Source organism: Blautia stercoris, assembly GCF_054657695.1.
On record NZ_BAAHYF010000001.1, the window covers coordinates 1,517,294 to 1,535,000 of the forward strand.

Annotated in this window: 12 protein-coding genes, 7 tRNA genes, 1 rRNA gene and 1 pseudogene (1 of these 21 only partly in view); 4 read left to right on the top strand and 17 right to left on the bottom strand. The window is 40.1% G+C overall.

The window, feature by feature from the left end; translation table 11 throughout:
- Positions 1–24 precede the first annotated feature (24 nt).
- The 3 genes from ACYQ2D_RS07300 to coaBC form a co-directional block, all read right to left on the bottom strand.
- The gene (locus tag ACYQ2D_RS07300; protein WP_022304744.1) at positions 25–792 is read right to left on the bottom strand and encodes a type III pantothenate kinase; all 768 of its coding nucleotides are present in this window, start codon (positions 790–792) and stop codon (positions 25–27) included.
- A 25-nt stretch (positions 793–817) separates the two neighbouring features.
- Complete coding sequence (locus ACYQ2D_RS07305) at positions 818–1,447, bottom strand: ECF transporter S component (protein WP_117457919.1); 630 nt, start codon at positions 1,445–1,447, stop codon at positions 818–820.
- A 110-nt stretch (positions 1,448–1,557) separates the two neighbouring features.
- Positions 1,558–2,760 (bottom strand): bifunctional phosphopantothenoylcysteine decarboxylase/phosphopantothenate--cysteine ligase CoaBC, encoded by a 1,203-nt coding sequence (coaBC, locus tag ACYQ2D_RS07310; protein ID WP_459785317.1) that lies wholly within the window; start codon positions 2,758–2,760, stop codon positions 1,558–1,560.
- Positions 2,761–2,968: 208 nt separating this feature from the next.
- Here coaBC and ACYQ2D_RS07315 point away from each other — a divergent pair, with 208 nt between their 5' ends.
- The 3 genes from ACYQ2D_RS07315 to aroD all read left to right on the top strand — a co-directional run bounded on the left by ACYQ2D_RS07315 (position 2,969) and on the right by aroD (position 5,352).
- Positions 2,969–3,736, top strand: coding sequence for a threonine/serine exporter family protein (locus ACYQ2D_RS07315; protein WP_117457921.1), 768 nt, complete (start codon positions 2,969–2,971; stop codon positions 3,734–3,736).
- A 27-nt stretch (positions 3,737–3,763) separates the two neighbouring features.
- Positions 3,764–4,210, top strand: coding sequence for a threonine/serine exporter family protein (locus ACYQ2D_RS07320; protein ID WP_117457929.1), 447 nt, complete (start codon positions 3,764–3,766; stop codon positions 4,208–4,210).
- A 380-nt stretch (positions 4,211–4,590) separates the two neighbouring features.
- Positions 4,591–5,352, top strand: a complete 762-nt coding sequence (aroD, locus tag ACYQ2D_RS07325; protein WP_117457922.1) for a type I 3-dehydroquinate dehydratase — start codon at positions 4,591–4,593, stop codon at positions 5,350–5,352.
- A 39-nt stretch (positions 5,353–5,391) separates the two neighbouring features.
- Here the strand turns inward: aroD and ACYQ2D_RS07330 are convergent.
- Both ACYQ2D_RS07330 and ACYQ2D_RS07335 read right to left on the bottom strand, forming a co-directional pair.
- Positions 5,392–5,922, bottom strand: a pseudogene (locus ACYQ2D_RS07330) (shikimate kinase); the annotation flags it as partial.
- A gap of 405 nt (positions 5,923–6,327) precedes the next feature.
- Positions 6,328–6,401, bottom strand: a tRNA-Arg gene (locus ACYQ2D_RS07335).
- A gap of 173 nt (positions 6,402–6,574) precedes the next feature.
- Between ACYQ2D_RS07335 and ACYQ2D_RS07340 the strand changes: the two genes are divergently transcribed.
- Positions 6,575–8,299, top strand: a complete 1,725-nt coding sequence (locus tag ACYQ2D_RS07340; protein ID WP_187558311.1) for an ABC-ATPase domain-containing protein — start codon at positions 6,575–6,577, stop codon at positions 8,297–8,299.
- 109 nt (positions 8,300–8,408) lie between these two features.
- Here ACYQ2D_RS07340 and ACYQ2D_RS07345 read toward each other — a convergent pair whose 3' ends face one another.
- The 12 genes from ACYQ2D_RS07345 to ACYQ2D_RS07400 form a co-directional block, all read right to left on the bottom strand.
- Positions 8,409–9,455, bottom strand: coding sequence for a serine hydrolase (locus ACYQ2D_RS07345; RefSeq protein ID WP_117457925.1), 1,047 nt, complete (start codon positions 9,453–9,455; stop codon positions 8,409–8,411).
- A gap of 32 nt (positions 9,456–9,487) precedes the next feature.
- Entirely contained in the window at positions 9,488–10,501 is a 1,014-nt protein-coding gene (locus ACYQ2D_RS07350; protein WP_187558346.1) for an N-acetylmuramoyl-L-alanine amidase, read from the bottom strand.
- Positions 10,502–10,566: 65 nt separating this feature from the next.
- Positions 10,567–12,639 carry a zinc ribbon domain-containing protein gene (locus tag ACYQ2D_RS07355; RefSeq protein WP_117457926.1) on the bottom strand — a complete coding sequence of 691 codons (2,073 nt, stop codon included), beginning with the start codon at positions 12,637–12,639 and terminating at the stop codon, positions 10,567–10,569.
- 21 nt (positions 12,640–12,660) lie between these two features.
- Entirely contained in the window at positions 12,661–14,076 is a 1,416-nt protein-coding gene (locus ACYQ2D_RS07360) for a YARHG domain-containing protein (protein ID WP_459785022.1), read from the bottom strand.
- Positions 14,077–14,178: 102 nt separating this feature from the next.
- Positions 14,179–15,126, bottom strand: coding sequence for a lysozyme inhibitor LprI family protein (locus ACYQ2D_RS07365; RefSeq protein ID WP_117457928.1), 948 nt, complete (start codon positions 15,124–15,126; stop codon positions 14,179–14,181).
- A gap of 241 nt (positions 15,127–15,367) precedes the next feature.
- Positions 15,368–15,453: transfer RNA gene (locus tag ACYQ2D_RS07370), tRNA-Leu, on the bottom strand.
- A 22-nt stretch (positions 15,454–15,475) separates the two neighbouring features.
- Positions 15,476–15,549, bottom strand: a tRNA-Asp gene (locus tag ACYQ2D_RS07375).
- Positions 15,550–15,585: 36 nt separating this feature from the next.
- Positions 15,586–15,659, bottom strand: a tRNA-Ile gene (locus tag ACYQ2D_RS07380).
- A gap of 4 nt (positions 15,660–15,663) precedes the next feature.
- A tRNA-Thr gene (locus tag ACYQ2D_RS07385) sits at positions 15,664–15,736 on the bottom strand.
- Between the two features lie 52 nt (positions 15,737–15,788).
- Positions 15,789–15,860 (bottom strand) — tRNA-Glu (locus tag ACYQ2D_RS07390).
- A gap of 27 nt (positions 15,861–15,887) precedes the next feature.
- A tRNA-Asn gene (locus ACYQ2D_RS07395) sits at positions 15,888–15,960 on the bottom strand.
- An 83-nt stretch (positions 15,961–16,043) separates the two neighbouring features.
- A 23S ribosomal RNA gene (locus ACYQ2D_RS07400) occupies positions 16,044–17,707 on the bottom strand; it runs 1,222 nt beyond the window's last position.

The window sequence follows — 17,707 nt, forward strand, 5'->3', positions numbered from 1 at the left end:
TTTCGTTAATAGTGTTTTCTTTTTTTATTTATTATTTTTCTCGTAAATAATCAGCAGTCCTTTTAATAACAGTTCTTCATCAAGGGTAATCTTTTTCTTACAATAAGGAATAATCTTTTTCGCAAGTCCGCCTGTTGCAACCACGGTCGCTTCTGTTCCAAGTTCTTCTTCAATCCGTTCTACAATTCCATCTAAGGATGCTGCACTACTGTAAATGATACCACTTTTCATACATTCGGTTGTATTTTTTCCAATCAGATGTTTCGGAGCTTCAATCCCAATTCCGCCAAGCTGGGAAGCCCTTGAGGTCAGGGCATCCAAAGACAAACCGACTCCCGGAAGAATCATTCCTCCGATGTACTGTTTCTTGTCATTTAATACAGATACGGTTGTCGCTGTTCCCATATCAATTACAATCAACGGTGCCGGATAATTATTACTTGCTGCTACTGCATCAGCTACCAAATCTGCTCCAAGCTGCCCTGGATTGTCCATCAGAATATTTAAACCGGTCTTAATCCCAGGTCCGAGCACCATAACTTTCTTTTTTAAGATTTTTTCAACTGCAAGTTTTGCAATATTTGTAATCTGTGGCACAACAGAAGAGATAATACAGCCTTCAATCTCTGTTTTCTTAATGTGATAGATATCCAGAATTGTTTTTAAATCAACTGCATACTCCAGTTCTGTCTTTGTTCTTACTGTGGACAGACGTTCTGTAAAATAAATCTCATTCTCATCAATACAGCCTACTACAATATTTGTGTTTCCAATATCAATTGCTAAAATCATCTTTTTTCTCCTATGATTCTATAATCTACTTACGTTTCCCTTTTTGTTCTACCGGAAGCAGACGTGCTTTTGAAAGTGCTGCTCCTACCGCACCAGTAATCAATGTTGAAGAAAGCATTTCGCAAACTGCATTGACTCCAACCATCATACAGCATCCGATAATGATGTTTCTTCCACCCATCAAGCCTTTTACATACTCGGTATTTCCAAACAGCCCTACTAAAAGAGTCATAAAGAATAAAGTGTTTAAAAATGCAGAAAAGAATCCGGTTACTGCACAGGAAACATAAGCATTTGTTCTCTTTCTCATCGCTTTGTAAATATATCCCAGACAGATTCCATCGAAAAGACGTGGAATAAATCTCTGAATGAATGCCAGAAATGGATTAATACTAAGCAGCATTGCTCCCATTGCACTGACTCCGCCAATTCCAAGACACTGCCCAAAGCTTGTCAATCCAAAGATAGCTCCTGCAATTGCCCCACCCATCGGTCCTAACACAATTGCACAGATAGCAACCGGAATCACATTGAATGAAATCGCAAGTGGTCCAATGTTTAAGTATCCAAGCGGCGTGTATGCCATAATCAATAAGATAGCTGTCATCAGACCCAGAATGGCAAGTTGTGTTGTGGTAAATTTTTTTGTTTTCATTTTTCCTCCTTGTTCTCGTTCCGCCTTTTGCGGATACAATACGGTGTTGTGGTTACTCTGACCTCTTTTTTTTAATTTTTAATCTTTTAACCTTTTTCTTTTATTTAGAATTAATTTTGATTAGAAGTCAGCATAAGAATTTTATCCAGGAGCTGATTGGCTGCATCCTCCTTGCTCATAAGCTGAAGTGGCGTTTCCTCCTCCTGTGTAATCAGAGTCAATACATTGGTATCCCCCTGAAATCCTGCACCTTTTTCTTTTACATTATTGGCTGCAATCATATCCAGGTTCTTTTTCTCAAGTTTGGCTCTGGAATTACTCACCATGTTCTGGGTTTCCATTGAAAATCCACATAAAAACTGATTTTCTTTTTTATGTTCTCCCAGATATTTTAAAATGTCATCCGTGCGCTCCAACGCAATCGACATTTCTCCATCTTTCTTCTTTACTTTTTCAGAACTTACAACAGCCGGACGGTAATCTGCAACCGCTGCTGCCTTAATAATAATATCCTGTTCATCGCTCACCGAAGTCACTGCGTCAAACATCTCTTTTGCAGTCACAATCGGTACAACTTTTACAAACATCGGTGGCTCAATTGCAGTACGTCCACTCACCAGTGTAACATCTGCACCACGAAGCATTGCTGCTTTTGCAACCGAATACCCCATCTTTCCAGATGAATGATTGGTAATATATCTTACAGGGTCAATCGCCTCCTGTGTCGGACCTGCTGTCACCAAAATTTTCTTTCCTTTTAAATCTTTTTCGCAGGCAATTTCTTTTTCTATATAAGCAAGCAAAGTCTGTGGTTCCGGCATTTTTCCTGTCCCTGTATCTCCACAGGCAAGATATCCCGATGCCGGCTGAATCACTTCGTATCCATAGTGCTCTAAAATCTTAAGATTATCCTGCACAATCGGATTTTCAAACATATTGACGTTCATCGCCGGTGAAATGATTTTCTTGCATTTACATGCCATAACTGTAGTAGTCAGCATATCATCCGCAATTCCGTGTGCCAGCTTGCCAATCACATTGGCACTTGCCGGTGCAATCATAACCACATCTGCTTTTTTTGCAATCGAAACATGCTCTACCTGAAACTGGAAATTCCGGTCAAAGGTATCTACCAGACACTTATTTCCGGTCAGACTTTCAAAAGTAATCGGATTGATAAAATTCGTAGCATTTTTCGTCATTAATACATGAACATCTGCGTGCAGTTTCTTTAAAGCACTTGCCAGATATGCAATCTTATATGCGGCGATACTGCCTGTTACACCTAATAAAACCGTCTTTCCCTTAAGCATTTTCCTTTTCATTCTCCTTCTTTGTTCTTGTAGATAATTCGCTTTATTATAAAATATCTTTTGTTATAATTTCAAGACAGGTTTTGTTTTTCTTAACATACAACCTATGATTCTTTATTATATCACAAGTCTCATTTTATTCCATCAAAATAAAATGATGTGATATAATTCTCTTAAATAATAATTTCAAGAAATAACGAGGTTTATTATGGTTTATACAAACGAAATACTGACCCTGGCTGTTGAAATCGGTGACAGTATGCTTAGAAATGGGGCAGAAATTTATCGTGTGGAAGATACCGTTGTCCACATTTTAAAATCTTATGAAGTAAAAGAATTTGACGTCTATGTCATTTCCAACGGAATCTTTGCAAGTGCCAATGAAAATCAGGAAGATGCCTGCAGTATTGTACGCCATGTTCCGCTTGGTTCGGTAAATCTTGGAAAAATCTCTGCTTTAAATCAACTTGCCAGAGATATCTGCGAACATAAGATTTCTTTGATTGATTCCTGGGAGGAACTGGAACGCTGTCAGAACCTTCCCAATTATCCTAATTCCCTTCTGGTCTTTTTCTGCGGACTCGGAAGTGCCGGATTCTGTTACTTATTTGGAGGAAGTGCCCTTGATTCTCTTTTTACATTTGGCATCGGTATTTTAGAACAGCTCCTTTTATTTGCACTGAAAAAATATAAATTTTCAAAGATTATCACAAACATTTTTGCAAGCCTGTTTGTCACTTTACTCGCAATGCTCTGTATGCTGACCAATCTGAATCTATTACAGGATAAAATCATCATCGGAGCAATTATGCCTCTTGTCCCTGGAATTGCATTTACCACTGCAATCCGTGACATTTATAATGCAGATTATCTTTCGGGTACAATTCATCTGCTTGACGCCTTAATTACCGCTATCTGTATTGCAGTCGGCGCCTGTCTGCCATTCGTCATTATGAATTATTTCGGAGGACTCTAAGCTATGGAATCTATTATAGAATCTATTATAGAATTTATCATTCAATTTATTGTAGCAGGCTTTGCTACATTTTCCTTTGCAGTCCTTTTTTCCGCACCAAAAAAAGAACTGCTTTACTGCGGTTTTAGCGGCGCATTTGGATGGATTCTCTACTACATTTTAGTCCAGCTTGGCATGGGCGTAGTTGTCCCATCCCTGATTGCAACTTTCTGCCTTACGATTTTGGCACGAATCTTTGCAGTCATCCGCTCCACTCCTGTTACCGTCTATCTTTTAACCGGTATCTTTCCTCTTGTGCCTGGAGCTGGAATCTTTTACACTGCCTACTATCTATTTACCAATGACCGGGCATTTTCTTCTTCCAAAGGAATTGAAACCTTTGAAGTTGCAGGTGCAATTGTACTTGGAATCATCTTTGGATTCGGGATTCCACAAAGTTTGTTTCATTTAGTCAAAAAATCCGGACGGAATTAAATTCCATCCGGACTTTTTCTTTTCTTGTGTAAAGCGGACATTCGCAATCCGCTTCGCTACTTGCTCATGAACGCAGTCGCTTTGCGATCTGTCAGTAGGAGCTTTCAACTTCCACTGACAGAAGCATCCCCCTCACCCGCCGCTTAGTGCTCTGCGCACTTGAAGCGGGGGAATGCTTATCTGCGTTCATAAAAAACTCATCGTAAAAAATTAAAAACGCTCTGCGAGAATCTTTTTTATAATTGACAAACCTGCTCTAACTAATTATGCTAACTTATAGAAAAATTTTTCACAATCCAGAAGATGTTTCAAGGTTCTGCTGCATTTGAACTCTGAACCGTAGAATCAATAATAATTGAATATAGGAAAGGATTTTAGCTATGAAAACAGTTCAAGTAAGAAATGTTATTATCGGAGAGGGACGCCCGAAAATCTGTGTCCCGATTGTTGGACAAACCAAAGAAGAAATTCTCACGGAAGCAGGTTCTTTTGCCGAATTTCCGATTGACGTTGTAGAATGGCGTGCAGACTGGTACGAAGATGTTTTTGATACCGATAAAGTACTCGAAACCGCGAAAGAATTAAACACTGTCTTAAAAGACACACCAATTCTTTTTACCTTCCGCACGGCAAAAGAAGGGGGAGAAAAAGCCATCTCAAATGAAGCTTATCAAAACCTTAATCTCGCAGTTGCCAAAAGCGGCTTTGTTGATTTGATTGACGTAGAAGCTTTTACAGGAGACGAAATTGTGACGAACATCATCTCAAAAGCTCACGATTTTAATGTAAAAGTAGTTTCTTCCAATCACGATTTTGATAAAACTCCTGAAAAAGAAGAATTAATCCGCCGTCTTTGTAAAATGCAGGAACTTGGCGCTGATATTCCAAAAATTGCAGTCATGCCAACCTGCAGACGTGATGTGCTTATGCTCCTTGATGCAACTCTTGAAATGACTGAGTCTTACGCCGACCGTCCGATTATTACCATGTCAATGGCTGGAACAGGTGTCATCAGCCGTCTTGCCGGTGAAGCCTTTGGCTCTGCCCTCACATTTGGAGCTGCCACAAAAGCTTCTGCCCCAGGACAGATTCCAGTAAATGAGCTTAAACAAGTATTGGATATCCTTCATAAAAGCCTGTAAAATATAAGGTGGCTGCTTGTAACTACAGCCACCTGCTTTCTATCTACTTTCATCCATCGCACGAAGTCTCTGAATCATTTCCTCACAGATTTCCTGCTCATTTTTTCCATCTGTCTGTATAATGATATCTGCTGCTGCCTCATACTTCTCACTTCGTTTCGCCATCAAGTCTGCAATAAATGATACATTCTTATTATTTTCAAGCAATGGCCGGTCATGATTGTCTTTTACTCTCTGCAAAACAGTTTCCGGTTGTGCAGTAAGAAGCACGACACGTCCATTCTTCTTCATCTCAAGCACATTATTTTCACGCATTGGAGTACCACCGCCACACGAAATCACTACATTAGACTTATTCTGCATTTCAACTAAAAGATTTGTCTCCAAATCACGGAAATACTGCTCTCCATGAGTTTCAAAGATATCTGAAATACTCATGCCCTCTCGTTTTGCAATAATATCATCCATCTCAACCACATCCATGGAAAATGTATCATGCAAATATCCCGCTATCGTAGACTTTCCACATCCCATAAATCCAATCAAAAAAATATTATAATCAAACAACCTTTTATTTTCCATTTTTCTTTTCTCCTTGATTTTACCACTTTAAACAATTAACTTGTATTATATCAACAGATTACATGTTCTGCAAGTGTAAAAAAGTAGACCGTTTTTTTGTACACTCTTCCCCTTTACTTTCGTGCGTTAGAGGTTGCTGCATGCCTGTGGCATGCGCTTAGCAACGACCGAAGCGGAGCGGAGAACGAACCCGTTCGAGTCCACTCAAATCTAAGCAAAAACAAATCAGAGATAACGTTCCCCTTTGCTTTCGTGCGTTAGAGGTTGCTGCATGCCTGTGGCATGCGCTTAGCAACGACCGGAGCGGAGCGGAGAACGAACCCGTTCGAGTCCGACCCGGACTCGAGTAAAAAAATAGACAGGGTTTTTATACCCTGTCTACTTTTTTACTAGCGTGCGTTAGAGGATTCGAACCCCCGACCTTTTGGTCCGTAGCCAAACGCTCTATCCAGCTGAGCTAAACGCACATATTTCTTATTTATTTTGTATTGCCTCAACAACAAAACCTATTATAATGTACATATTCCAAAAAGTCAACCCTTTTTTTGAAATTTTTTTATTTTTTGCGAAACTTGCGATTTCTCTGTATTTTCGCTATAGTAATCCTAGATTTTTATAATTTTGAAAGGGGTTTTTTACTATGCCAAAAACTTCAAATGACTTACAGACCAAACTCCACGCAATTCATCAAAAAGGCTATCCTGCTTATAAAGAATTACGTGGCACTTATCAATTTCCAAACTATCTTTTATACATTGACCATGTTCAGGGAGACCCATTTGCCTCTCCATCCAGTATCAGCGTTGAGATTCCGCTAAAAACTGCCGGATTCCCTGCTGATTACTATCAAAAATCCTACACCCGCATTGCACTGCAGGACTATCTTACCCGCCAGTTTGAACAGCAGGTAAACCGCTATAGTTTCCGTGCAAAAGGTTCTGGAAAAAGCGGTCTGATTTCTGTCACACACTGCGGTCAGGAGATTTTAGAGCGAAGTGCCTGCCAAATCACAAAAAATTCTATCATTGCACGTTTCTTTGTTGGATTTCCCGCAAACGGCAGACGTATCAATTCTATAGAATTAGAAAAAATCTTTTTTGATTTTCTTCCAGTCTGTGTAGAAAAAGCATTTTTCTACCGCAATCAGAACACTAAAGTGGTAGAACAGGTTTATTTTCTCGCTGAGGACCAGTATTTTCTACGTAAAGAACTGAAACGCCTTCATCTTACTGCCTTTGTCGCCGATGCTTCTATTCTTCCAAGACAAAGTGGTGTTTCCGATAAACCTTTAAAAGAAAGTATTCCGTTTTTTGCTCCGGATTCTCTTGCCATTGAACTTACGCTTCCACACAAAGGAACGATTCGAGGACTCGGCATCAAAGAAGGAATTACTTTAATTGTCGGCGGAGGCTACCACGGAAAATCCACTTTATTAAATGCCTTAGAAAGCGGAGTCTATAATCATATCGCAGGCGATGGTCGAGAATATGTAATCTCCGATGACAATGGCGTAAAACTTAGGGCTGAAGATGGACGTTTCATAAAAGATGTGGATATTTCCCTTTTTATTAACGATTTACCAAATAAAAAAGATACTCATTGTTTTTCTACCTGTGACGCCAGTGGTAGTACTTCTCAGGCGGCTGCTATTGTAGAGAGCATGGAGGCCGGAAGTTCTCTTTTCTTTATTGATGAGGACACTTCTGCAACTAATTTCATGGTTCGTGACTCTTTTATGCAAAAAGTCATCGGTCGAAGTAAAGAGCCAATTACTCCTTTTTTAGAACGTGCCAGAGATTTATATGAAAAAGCAGGAATCTCCACCATTCTTGTAGCCGGAAGCAGTGGTGCTTTCTTTCATATCGCAGACACTATTATTCAAATGGACTGCTATAAGGCAATCGATATTACGGCTTCTACAAAAGTACTGTGCAAAGAAAATCCGCTTCCGAAAACTTCTGCCACAGAATTTCATCAGCCTGACAGTTACCGAATCATGAGCACACCGGATTTTCAAACAAAAACTTCAAGAAATCCTCATGCTTCTCATGCAGATAGAGGTTTAAAAGTAAAAACACACGACCGATATACCTTTTCGATTGGAAAAGAAACCGTTGATTTACGATATGTGGAACAGCTTGCAGATTTTGAACAGACATCAGCGCTTGCATCTATGCTCCGTTTTGCCTGTGAATCTTTGATTGACAATCAGCTTACTTTGGATGAAGTTGCTAAAAAATTGATTTCTATTCTCGAAACAAAAGGCTTCTCCGGCATCAACAGTACCTCTTATCTTTCCTGCGGACTTGCCATGCCACGAAAACAGGAAATTTATGCCTGCCTGAACCGCTTCCGCAGAAAATAATTTACAGAAAATAATCTGCCAAAAATAATTTCTTGTTCAAAACAAACCAGCAAAAAAGGATATCTTAGCCAAAACTTATTGACTTCGATATCCTTTTTGTCTGCTCTTTTTATTTTGAAATATTCTCATAAACAACCGAAGAAATGTCAACAATTCGCTGTCTCGCTTCCGTCGTATCACTTAAATTATCTGCCATCACACAGATAATGTATGGATTTTCTCCATCAAATACAATCGCTGCATCATTTTCTACATGGTCTAATTCTCCGGTTTTATTCGCCGTTTCTACTCCAGATGGAATACCTTTTGGTATTTTTTCTGTTCGGGTCTGCTGTTTTAATAAATTCAACATATCCTCAGAATGTTCTAATTTATTTTCATAAATATTTTTCAAAAACACACTACAATCTCTTGCGGACGTATAATTTTCGTTCGCAGAAGCTTTTTCAAGCAACATTCTTCCCATGGAAGTATCGGTGTAACCATTATTTTTACAATAAGTATTGACTGCTTCCTGACCTGCTGCATTATCACCATTTCCCAACATTCCAACCAGTGTATTTGCAGAATCATTATCACTGACTGTAATCATCGCATTTAACAGCTTATCTACCTGCTCCTGTCCATTTGCAGCAGCGATATTATCATAAGAAGAATAAACTGCGCCCATAATATAAAGTTTGATTAAACTTGCCGCTGTCAATCTTCCCTGACCAAGAGATGCTCTTGCGCCATCTTTCAAACGATACACATAAATCTGCCATGCCTCTCCAAATTCATCTGTACCTTGCAGTTTTTCTTCCACTGACGCACGAATTGCTTCCAAATCAGGAGCATCTTCTTCTGCAAGCTGTTCTTCTGTAAGACTTTCCTCAGAATCCGCATCTTCTTCTGTTTCATCTACAGGCTCTCCGGCTTCATCTGAATCCTGTTGCTCCTGCGTTGTATTTTCGGCATTTTCTGCTTCTGCCTGCTTTTCTTTCAGTGCTTTCTGCTTCTCTTCTAATTGTTTCTTTTCTTCCTGTGCTTCTGTATATTTTGTATTCTGAGTATTCTGTTTTTCTTTCAGATATACGTTCACACAAAGAACCGCTAAAATCAAAACCGCTAAAACAACGATTCCTGCAATTACCTTTGTCTTTTTCTTTTTTTCCATTTTTTATTTGTTCCTTATTGTATTTCTCTTTCTCAATTTCCTGCTGCAAAATAAGCATCAATACCGTTTGCAATGCCCTGTACCATTAATTTCTGAAAATCCGGATTTTCCATATTTGTATCATCACTTTCATTTGACATAAATCCCATTTCCAGAATAATAACCGGCACAGTACTCCAGTTAATTCCTGTCATATTGTCAAAAATCTGTACTCCGCTGTTTTTAATTTTGCAGGATTCACAATAGGCATTAATGACCGCTTCTCCAAGTGCATAGCTCTTATCATGCAGTGCTCCGACATAAGGATTCTGTGCAGACGGAATCATCGTAAATGCCCCGTTGACACTGCTGTCATCACTTCCATTTGCATGGATTCTCACATAAATATCTGCTCCATACTGTGTTGCAAGTTCTGCACGTTCCTTATTACTGATTGCAGTATCATTGTCCTCTCTTGTCAGCATCACTTCATACCCACGGTTTTTAAGTTCTTCACGAAGCTGTTTTGAAATGTTTAAATTCAGCTCATACTCGGGAACACCGGTAAAACTTCCCTGTGTTCCTGTCGTTGCCTTTGCTTTCATTTCGCTTGAACCTGGACCCATTGGCTCTTGTGCACTCATATCTACATTGTAACCCTGATGTCCTGGGTCAATTGCGATTTTCTTTCCATTACCGGTCTCTGGCACCTGTGAATTGGCATCCGTTTCCTGATTCTTCTGCTCTTCCCCAGCTTCCGGTTCTTTTGCTTCTTTCTGCGCTTCTTCCTGCGTTTCTACAGATTCTGCAGGCTCTTCTGATTCTTCCGCTTTTGTATCGGTATCCGCTTCTTCTTTCTGCTCTGCATCTTTTGTTTCTTTTTGCAGAATTTCTGCCTTCTTCTGCTCTTTTTCCTGTTTTTCTATGTCTTTCTTAATTGCCCTGATTTCTTTTCTTACCGCAGTAACCTGTTGTCTTGTTTTATTTACCTGATTTAATTGAAAAAGCGCAACAACAATTAGTAAAATCAAGACAATTGAAAGGCATCCCAGTATGATTTTATACATCCGTTTCACAAATTAAACTCCCTGATTTCTAAACTCTCTCGTAAATTTTATTCTAATAAATTTTTTTAATAAATCTCTTTTCCGCCAAAAATAAAGCTGACATCCTCATCAATGCTCTTAAGTTCTTCTTTTCCAAGATAATATTGTAAGTCACCACGATAAGACTTCATACTATAATCAATCAAAAGTGCAATATGTTTTTCATCAATTGGAAGATAAGAATAGACATCATCTGCAATAATCTTGTCTTTCTTTCCATCATACATTTTTAAAGTTGCACTATTATTTGAACTGTTGTAATCAACTGCATAAAGCACATTATCGGAATCTGGCACTGTATAAAGCGTTCCGGATTTTACATCAGAATCAATATTTTTGTCGTTACAATATAAATCACCATTTCCGTCACTGTCTGTATCTTTCAGATAGTACACATCTCCATCTTTTATTAATTCCTGATAATATGCCACATCTTCGGAAATCAGTTTACATTTTCCATCTGAATTATTATCTACAGAGAATGAATATAAGTTATAGGTTGCGTCTTCATCTTCTGAACCGGAATCTTGCATTTTTACTCCATATCCGGTTTTAGAATCTGCATCTACGCCCCATACAGTCGCAAGATTTTCATCCAATACAACGGTTTTGTCTTTCTCTGTATACACACAAGTCTGTGCGGATTCTGAAAGCATCTGATAATAATCAGACTCAATACTGCTGGCACTGTCAATCTCAGAAATTTTTAACTTCGGAACATCATCCATATTATAACGGCTATACACAATACCCTTCCAGTCTCCAGTATAATAATACATCTGTGCAACTGTAGCATCTACCTGTGTTTCTTTTCCATCTTTTACATAATACAATTTTTCCACTGGTGTAGAAATTTCATAATCCTCTAATGCGTCACGAATTTCATCTCGATTTTCTTTGTCATAATATTTTTCATAAGCCGCATCATAAGCATCTTCATCTACAGACTCTACTTTTTCGTATTTTCCGGTCCAGTCATTTTTCTCGATTTTTTCAACTTTATAATCTTCTCTATCCGGCTCTTCAATCGTTGCATCACTGTCTGCACAGTCATCTTCAACCACATCTTCTGCACTTAATGTTTCCTCTGAACTTTTTGTGTAATAGATTCCTCCATTATCTAAATCATCGTAAGAAACATCTTCTACACCCGAAGCAATTTTTTGCTTTTCTCCAAAATTTTCCACCATATAAAGAGTATCTTGTTCCTGGACTACAACATATTTTAAATCACTGCTTGCATAGAAAGAATCCACGTCTTTTGCCAACGTTTTTTTCTCTTTTTTAAGCGCAACATCCTGCTGGCAGACGTTAATCGTGCCATCTCCGTTTGATTCGCTCCACACAATATTTTTCTGGTCACTATCTAAATAAAAATAATTGACATCAGAAGCAATTTTTTCTTTATTTCCCTTCTTATCATTAATATAAAGCGTATCATTTCCGGCTTTCTTATACAAAATTTTATTATTGTCCAAAATTGTATAACTTGTAACCGAACTGTCAATCTTAACCGGTTCTTCTGTCTTTCCTACTTTCTGCATATTTAAACGAAATTCTATATCATCATCGCCATAATTTACATCTGTAGGATAACAGATGTATTTTCCATCTTTGGAGTAACTCACACCGGCAGAATAATTCTCTCCATCATCACTTGTGCTTCCGTATCTTCCCTGATACTCTACTGGTTTTTTCTTATAATGTTCAATATCGGACTGATTAATATAACCATCTTTTACATAAGTGATGTAAGAATCGGATTTACTGCCTCCCAGTCCTCCAACGATTTTTACAACTCCGCCGATAACAACAACTGCCGCAACAACACCTACTGCTCCCACAATTAACTTTTTCGGAACTTTCTTTGACATGGTTTCTTCAACCACCGGTTGTCCGTCCCCATTCATATCCTTTCCACAGATACTGCAGAATACAGCATCGGCATCATTCGCTCCTCCACAATGAGGACAAAATCTTTGTTGCACCTGTTGTCCTGACTGCTGTTCTTCCTGTTGATGCTCCGGCTGTGGTGTTCCACAATTACCGCAAAATCTTGCTCCCTCTGGCAATTCACATCCACAATTAATGCACTTCATCTTTCTTCTCCTCACTCTTTCTTACTGGTCTAACTGATATCCTCCATCATGCATTGCAAATTCTTTCTGTCTTAAAAATTCTGCATTTTTCTTTTCATATTCATTAAATACTGTTTCCTTAAAGTCAGCCGCATTGACCGTTCCGTTATACCATGATTTGCTTCCAAAATAATTCTGGAGTTCCTTAGAATCAAATTTTCTTCCATGTCTTGCATAGATTTCATTTTTCGCATAATTTAACTGCTGAAGCGTTAATCCGCTGACATCTGCATCTGTAAGATATCTGCTGTTACTTTCCGGTAAAATATAATCTCCTCCGGTTACTCCCTCTTCTGCTTCCGCAATTAAATTATCCACCGCATCGGTATCTTCCACCAATGTTTTTCCATTTTTTAATAATTTTAATGCGTCGTCCTTTTTGCCCTGTGCCAGCAGATTCTTGCTCTCTGTATCTAAATACAAAATATATTCTGGTTCATACTTTTCACTCAGTTTTGTGATAAGCTCATCCTCATACTTTAACTCTTCTTTTTGTTTTGAAAGTTGCTTTAAAATACTTTCATAATCAGATTTTTTAGCAAGCTTTTCCATACTTTCTTCAAAATCCGCCTCTATCTTTTCTCCAAATTCAGCTACATCTACTGGGCTATTATTCTCTTCATTAGTAAAGTATACAGCATTTTCCCTAAATTCGTTTCGAGCCTGTGCATAGTCTAATTTTCCTTCTTTATATCTCTTCTTTAAATCCTCAAACAAAGATTCATCTGTTGATTTATTATTTTTTTCATCATCTGTTTTTTTATCAGTTTCAGTATCTTCTTCCTTCTCATCACTGCTATCCGATGAAGCCACATAGCTGTCTGCTTCATAAGGAAACAGTACCTTAGAAACAAAAATTCCTGCAACAAAAATCGCACTGATTAAAATTCCGGAAATCGAAAGCGTACGCACTCTTGCATCCTGAAGAGAAAAAATTGCACATAAAAATGCTCCCAGACCAAGTAAAAACGGCACAACATAAATTAAATACGGATAAATACTCTCCAACATAGTACTTTCCTGCATGAAATCTTGCAATACAACTCTTAATAAAACAAAGCTAACTAAAAGCAGAAAACTAAGCAGAAAAGACGCGACTGCCAATCCTTTCCCATCTTTTTTTCCGGTTCTCTGATTTTGTGGTGCAGTTGATGTTTTATTTACTGGTGTTCTATTTACCGGTTTTCTCTCAAACTGAGTCTGCTGTCTGCGATTCTGAGTCGTTCCCTGATTTTGAGAATTTCCCTGATTCTGATTTATTCCTTGTCTCTGCGTATTTTCCTGTTCAGGCATGACTGGACGAATATCCGGCTTTGGATATGGAGTTTTAGAACTCTGCTGTCTACAGGTACAGATTTCGCCCTCCTTAATTTCCCTACCACAATATTTACAAAACATATATCCAAACCTCCCTCTTTGATTCTAACATCATTAGAACTGTAATTACGTTGGAGTGAAGCAGATATTGATATTCTAAATCTGCTTCACTACTTGATTCGGTTAATTACTTCTTGGACAATAATCCAACAGATAATACACTCTTTGTTTGGTTGTATCTGCCGCTGGTGCTTCATTAAATCCAGAATGATCCACATTCTGAGATTCCCAGTATTGTGATATCATTGCTTCTTTTTGATGAATCCAATCCACCTGCGCACTTGTAAGCTGTGACATCTGATCCTCCGGTAAGGATGCCTTTAAATCCTGCCACATCTGATTTAATAGCCCATCCCATAACTGATAACGTGCTTCCTGTTTTGCCATCTTTGTATTAAAGTCATCCGAAGCACCTACTTCATTTAAAATGGCTGTATCACTTTGTTCTGCTCCCACTATTTTTTCACTCCAGCTTGCATAAAGACTGTTGTCGGTACTACTGCCGGTTGAACTTGATGAACTTGTTGAAGCACTCTGACTGTTTGAAGCAGCTTCCTGGGATTTCTTTTCTTCTTCTGCTTTCTTCGCTGCTTCTGCCTCCTGTGCTTCCTGTTCCTCGTATTTCTTTAATAATTCTTTCTGTTCTTCCTCTTCTTTTTTCTTTTCTTCTTCTTTTTGTTTCTTTTCTTCTGCTTTTGCCTTTTCTTCTGCGGTCATAGTTCCTTCAACCGGCTCTACATCTTCTTCTGCATCTTTTTTTGTTTCTCTGGAATCTTTCTCTTCCGCATCTTTACTATCGGCTTTGTCTGTGCTTTTATCATTCTTACTGACCTGACTCTGCTCTGCTTCTTCCTGTTTTTTATTATCAGAAATTTTAACCACTGCAAAAGCACCTGCACCTATACAGACTGCAAAGATTACAATCATTATGTATAAACCGATATGACTTTTCTTTTTTACTGGCGGATTTCCTGATGGGCGCTGATTTTCTTCTACCAGACGCATTCCACAAGTTTTACAGAAATTTTGGTTTTCTTCATACCGCTTTCCACATTTTGGACAAATCTTCATCTTTTTTCGCTTCCTTTCTCTATTTTAATTCTTTAAAAATATTATAACAAAGGATTACAGTTTTTGAAGCCTTTTTGTATGAAATTTAAAAATAATTGGGATTTTTCTTTTTATTTAGAATAATTTTCCAATCAAAGATTGAGAGATATTAGAATGATGTGTATTCTTAGAACAAGGTACAAATTTGGTACAAAATGAAAAAATGCTCCAAATCCTTACTGAATTTGAAGCAAAAAATTAATGCCGCAGACCGGAATCGAACCGGTACGGGTATCACTACCCACGGGATTTTAAGTCCCGGGCGTCTGCCAGTTCCGCCACTGCGGCATATCGAGTGATTTACTCGAAACGACCCAGAAGAGACTCGAACTCTCGACCTCCGCCGTGACAGGGCGGCGCTCTAACCAACTGAGCCACTGGGCCTTATTCTATTTTATTATTTCATTTAACCTTTAGCGATGGACCTTCGGGGACTCGAACCCAGGACCGACCGGTTATGAGCCGGTTGCTCTAACCAACTGAGCTAAAGGTCCATGAAGCCGATGATCGGACTCGAACCGATAACCTGCTGATTACAAATCAGCTGCTCTGCCAATTGAGCCACATCGGCACGTTTTTAGTCTAACATATTATAGACTAGTTTGTCAACATATTCTGTTGAGTGACTCCAAGGGGATTTGAACCCCTGTTACCGCCGTGAAAGGGCGGTGTCTTAACCGCTTGACCATGGAGCCATGGATATTTATGTTATTTAAAACAAGCTCCCCCTGTTGGACTCGAACCAACGACACTGCGGTTAACAGCCGCATGCTCTACCGACTGAGCTAAGGAGGAATATTCATTCATCGTACCTTCAAAACTACATATACAAAACCGAAACCATGCAGACACTTGCCGCTCCACTGATTTCTCAGCTTCTGGTCAAGCCCTCGACCGATTAGTAGCAGTCAGCTCCATACATTGCTGCACTTCCACCTCTGCCCTATCTACCTCGTCGTCTTCAAGGGGTCTTACTTCCTAAGAATGGGATATCTCATCTTGAGGGGGGCTTCACGCTTAGATGCCTTCAGCGTTTATCCCTTCCAGGCTTGGCTACTCTGCCATGCAGTTGGCACTACAACAGATACACCAGCGGCCTGTCCATCCCGGTCCTCTCGTACTAAGGACAGCTCCTCTCAAATATCCTACGCCCACGCCGGATAGGGACCGAACTGTCTCACGACGTTCTGAACCCAGCTCGCGTACCGCTTTAATGGGCGAACAGCCCAACCCTTGGGACCTACTACAGCCCCAGGATGCGATGAGCCGACATCGAGGTGCCAAACCACTCCGTCGATGTGAACTCTTGGGAGTGATAAGCCTGTTATCCCCAGGGTAGCTTTTATCCGTTGAGCGATGGCATTCCCACTTAATACCACCGGATCACTAAGCCCTACTTTCGTACCTGCTCCACCCGTCGGTGTCGCAGTCAAGCTCCCTTCTGCCTTTGCACTCTTCGAATGGTTTCCGTCCATTCTGAGGGAACCTTTGGGCGCCTCCGATACCCTTTCGGAGGCGACCGCCCCAGTCAAACTCCCCGCCTGGCATTGTCCCACCGCCGGGTCACGGCGGCTGGTTAGAAACCCAATACTGCAAGGGTGGTATCCCAACATCGACTCCGTAGCAACTGGCGTCACTACCTCTTAGTCTCCCACCTATCCTGTACATGCAATACCGAATCCCAGTACCAAACTGGAGTAAAGCTCCATGGGGTCTTTCCGTCCTGGCGCAGGTAACCAGCATCTTCACTGGTACTTCAATTTCACCGGATGCATTGCCGAGACAGCGCTCAAATCATTACGCCTTTCGTGCGGGTCGGAACTTACCCGACAAGGAATTTCGCTACCTTAGGACCGTTATAGTTACGGCCGCCGTTTACTGGGGCTTAAATTCAATGCTTCGTTTCCTGACATCTCCTCTTAACCTTCCAGCACCGGGCAGGCGTCAGCCCATATACCTCACCTTTCGGTTTCGCATAGACCTGTGTTTTTGCTAAACAGTTGCTTGAGCCTATTCTCTGCGGCCCGCTTTTACACGGGCACCCCTTCTCCCGAAGTTACGGGGTCATTTTGCCGAGTTCCTTGGCAATGCTTCTTCCGTCGGCCTTAGGATTCTCTCCTCATCCACCTGTGTCGGTTTACGGTACGGGTACGTTACAAACAATAGCGGCTTTTCTTGACGCATGGCTCACACACTTCCCTACTCTAGTTCGGTCCGCATCACGCCTTTGGATTGCCACACGGTTTTTCCTATGTGACTCCTCCTTCGCTTGCCCCGGGATTCCATTCCCGGGTTGTGCTTTCCACACGTGTCCCCACAGTTCTGTTCTAACGCAGTACAGGAATCTCAACCTGTTGTCCATCGGCTACGTCTTTCGACCTCGCCTTAGGTCCCGACTTACCCAGGGCAGATCAGCTTTACCCTGGAAACCTTAGATATTCGGCCATAAGGATTCTCACCTTATTCTCGCTACTCATTCCGGCATTCTCTCTTCAATACAGTCCACAGCTCCTTTCGGTACTGCTTCTTCCCGTATTCAATG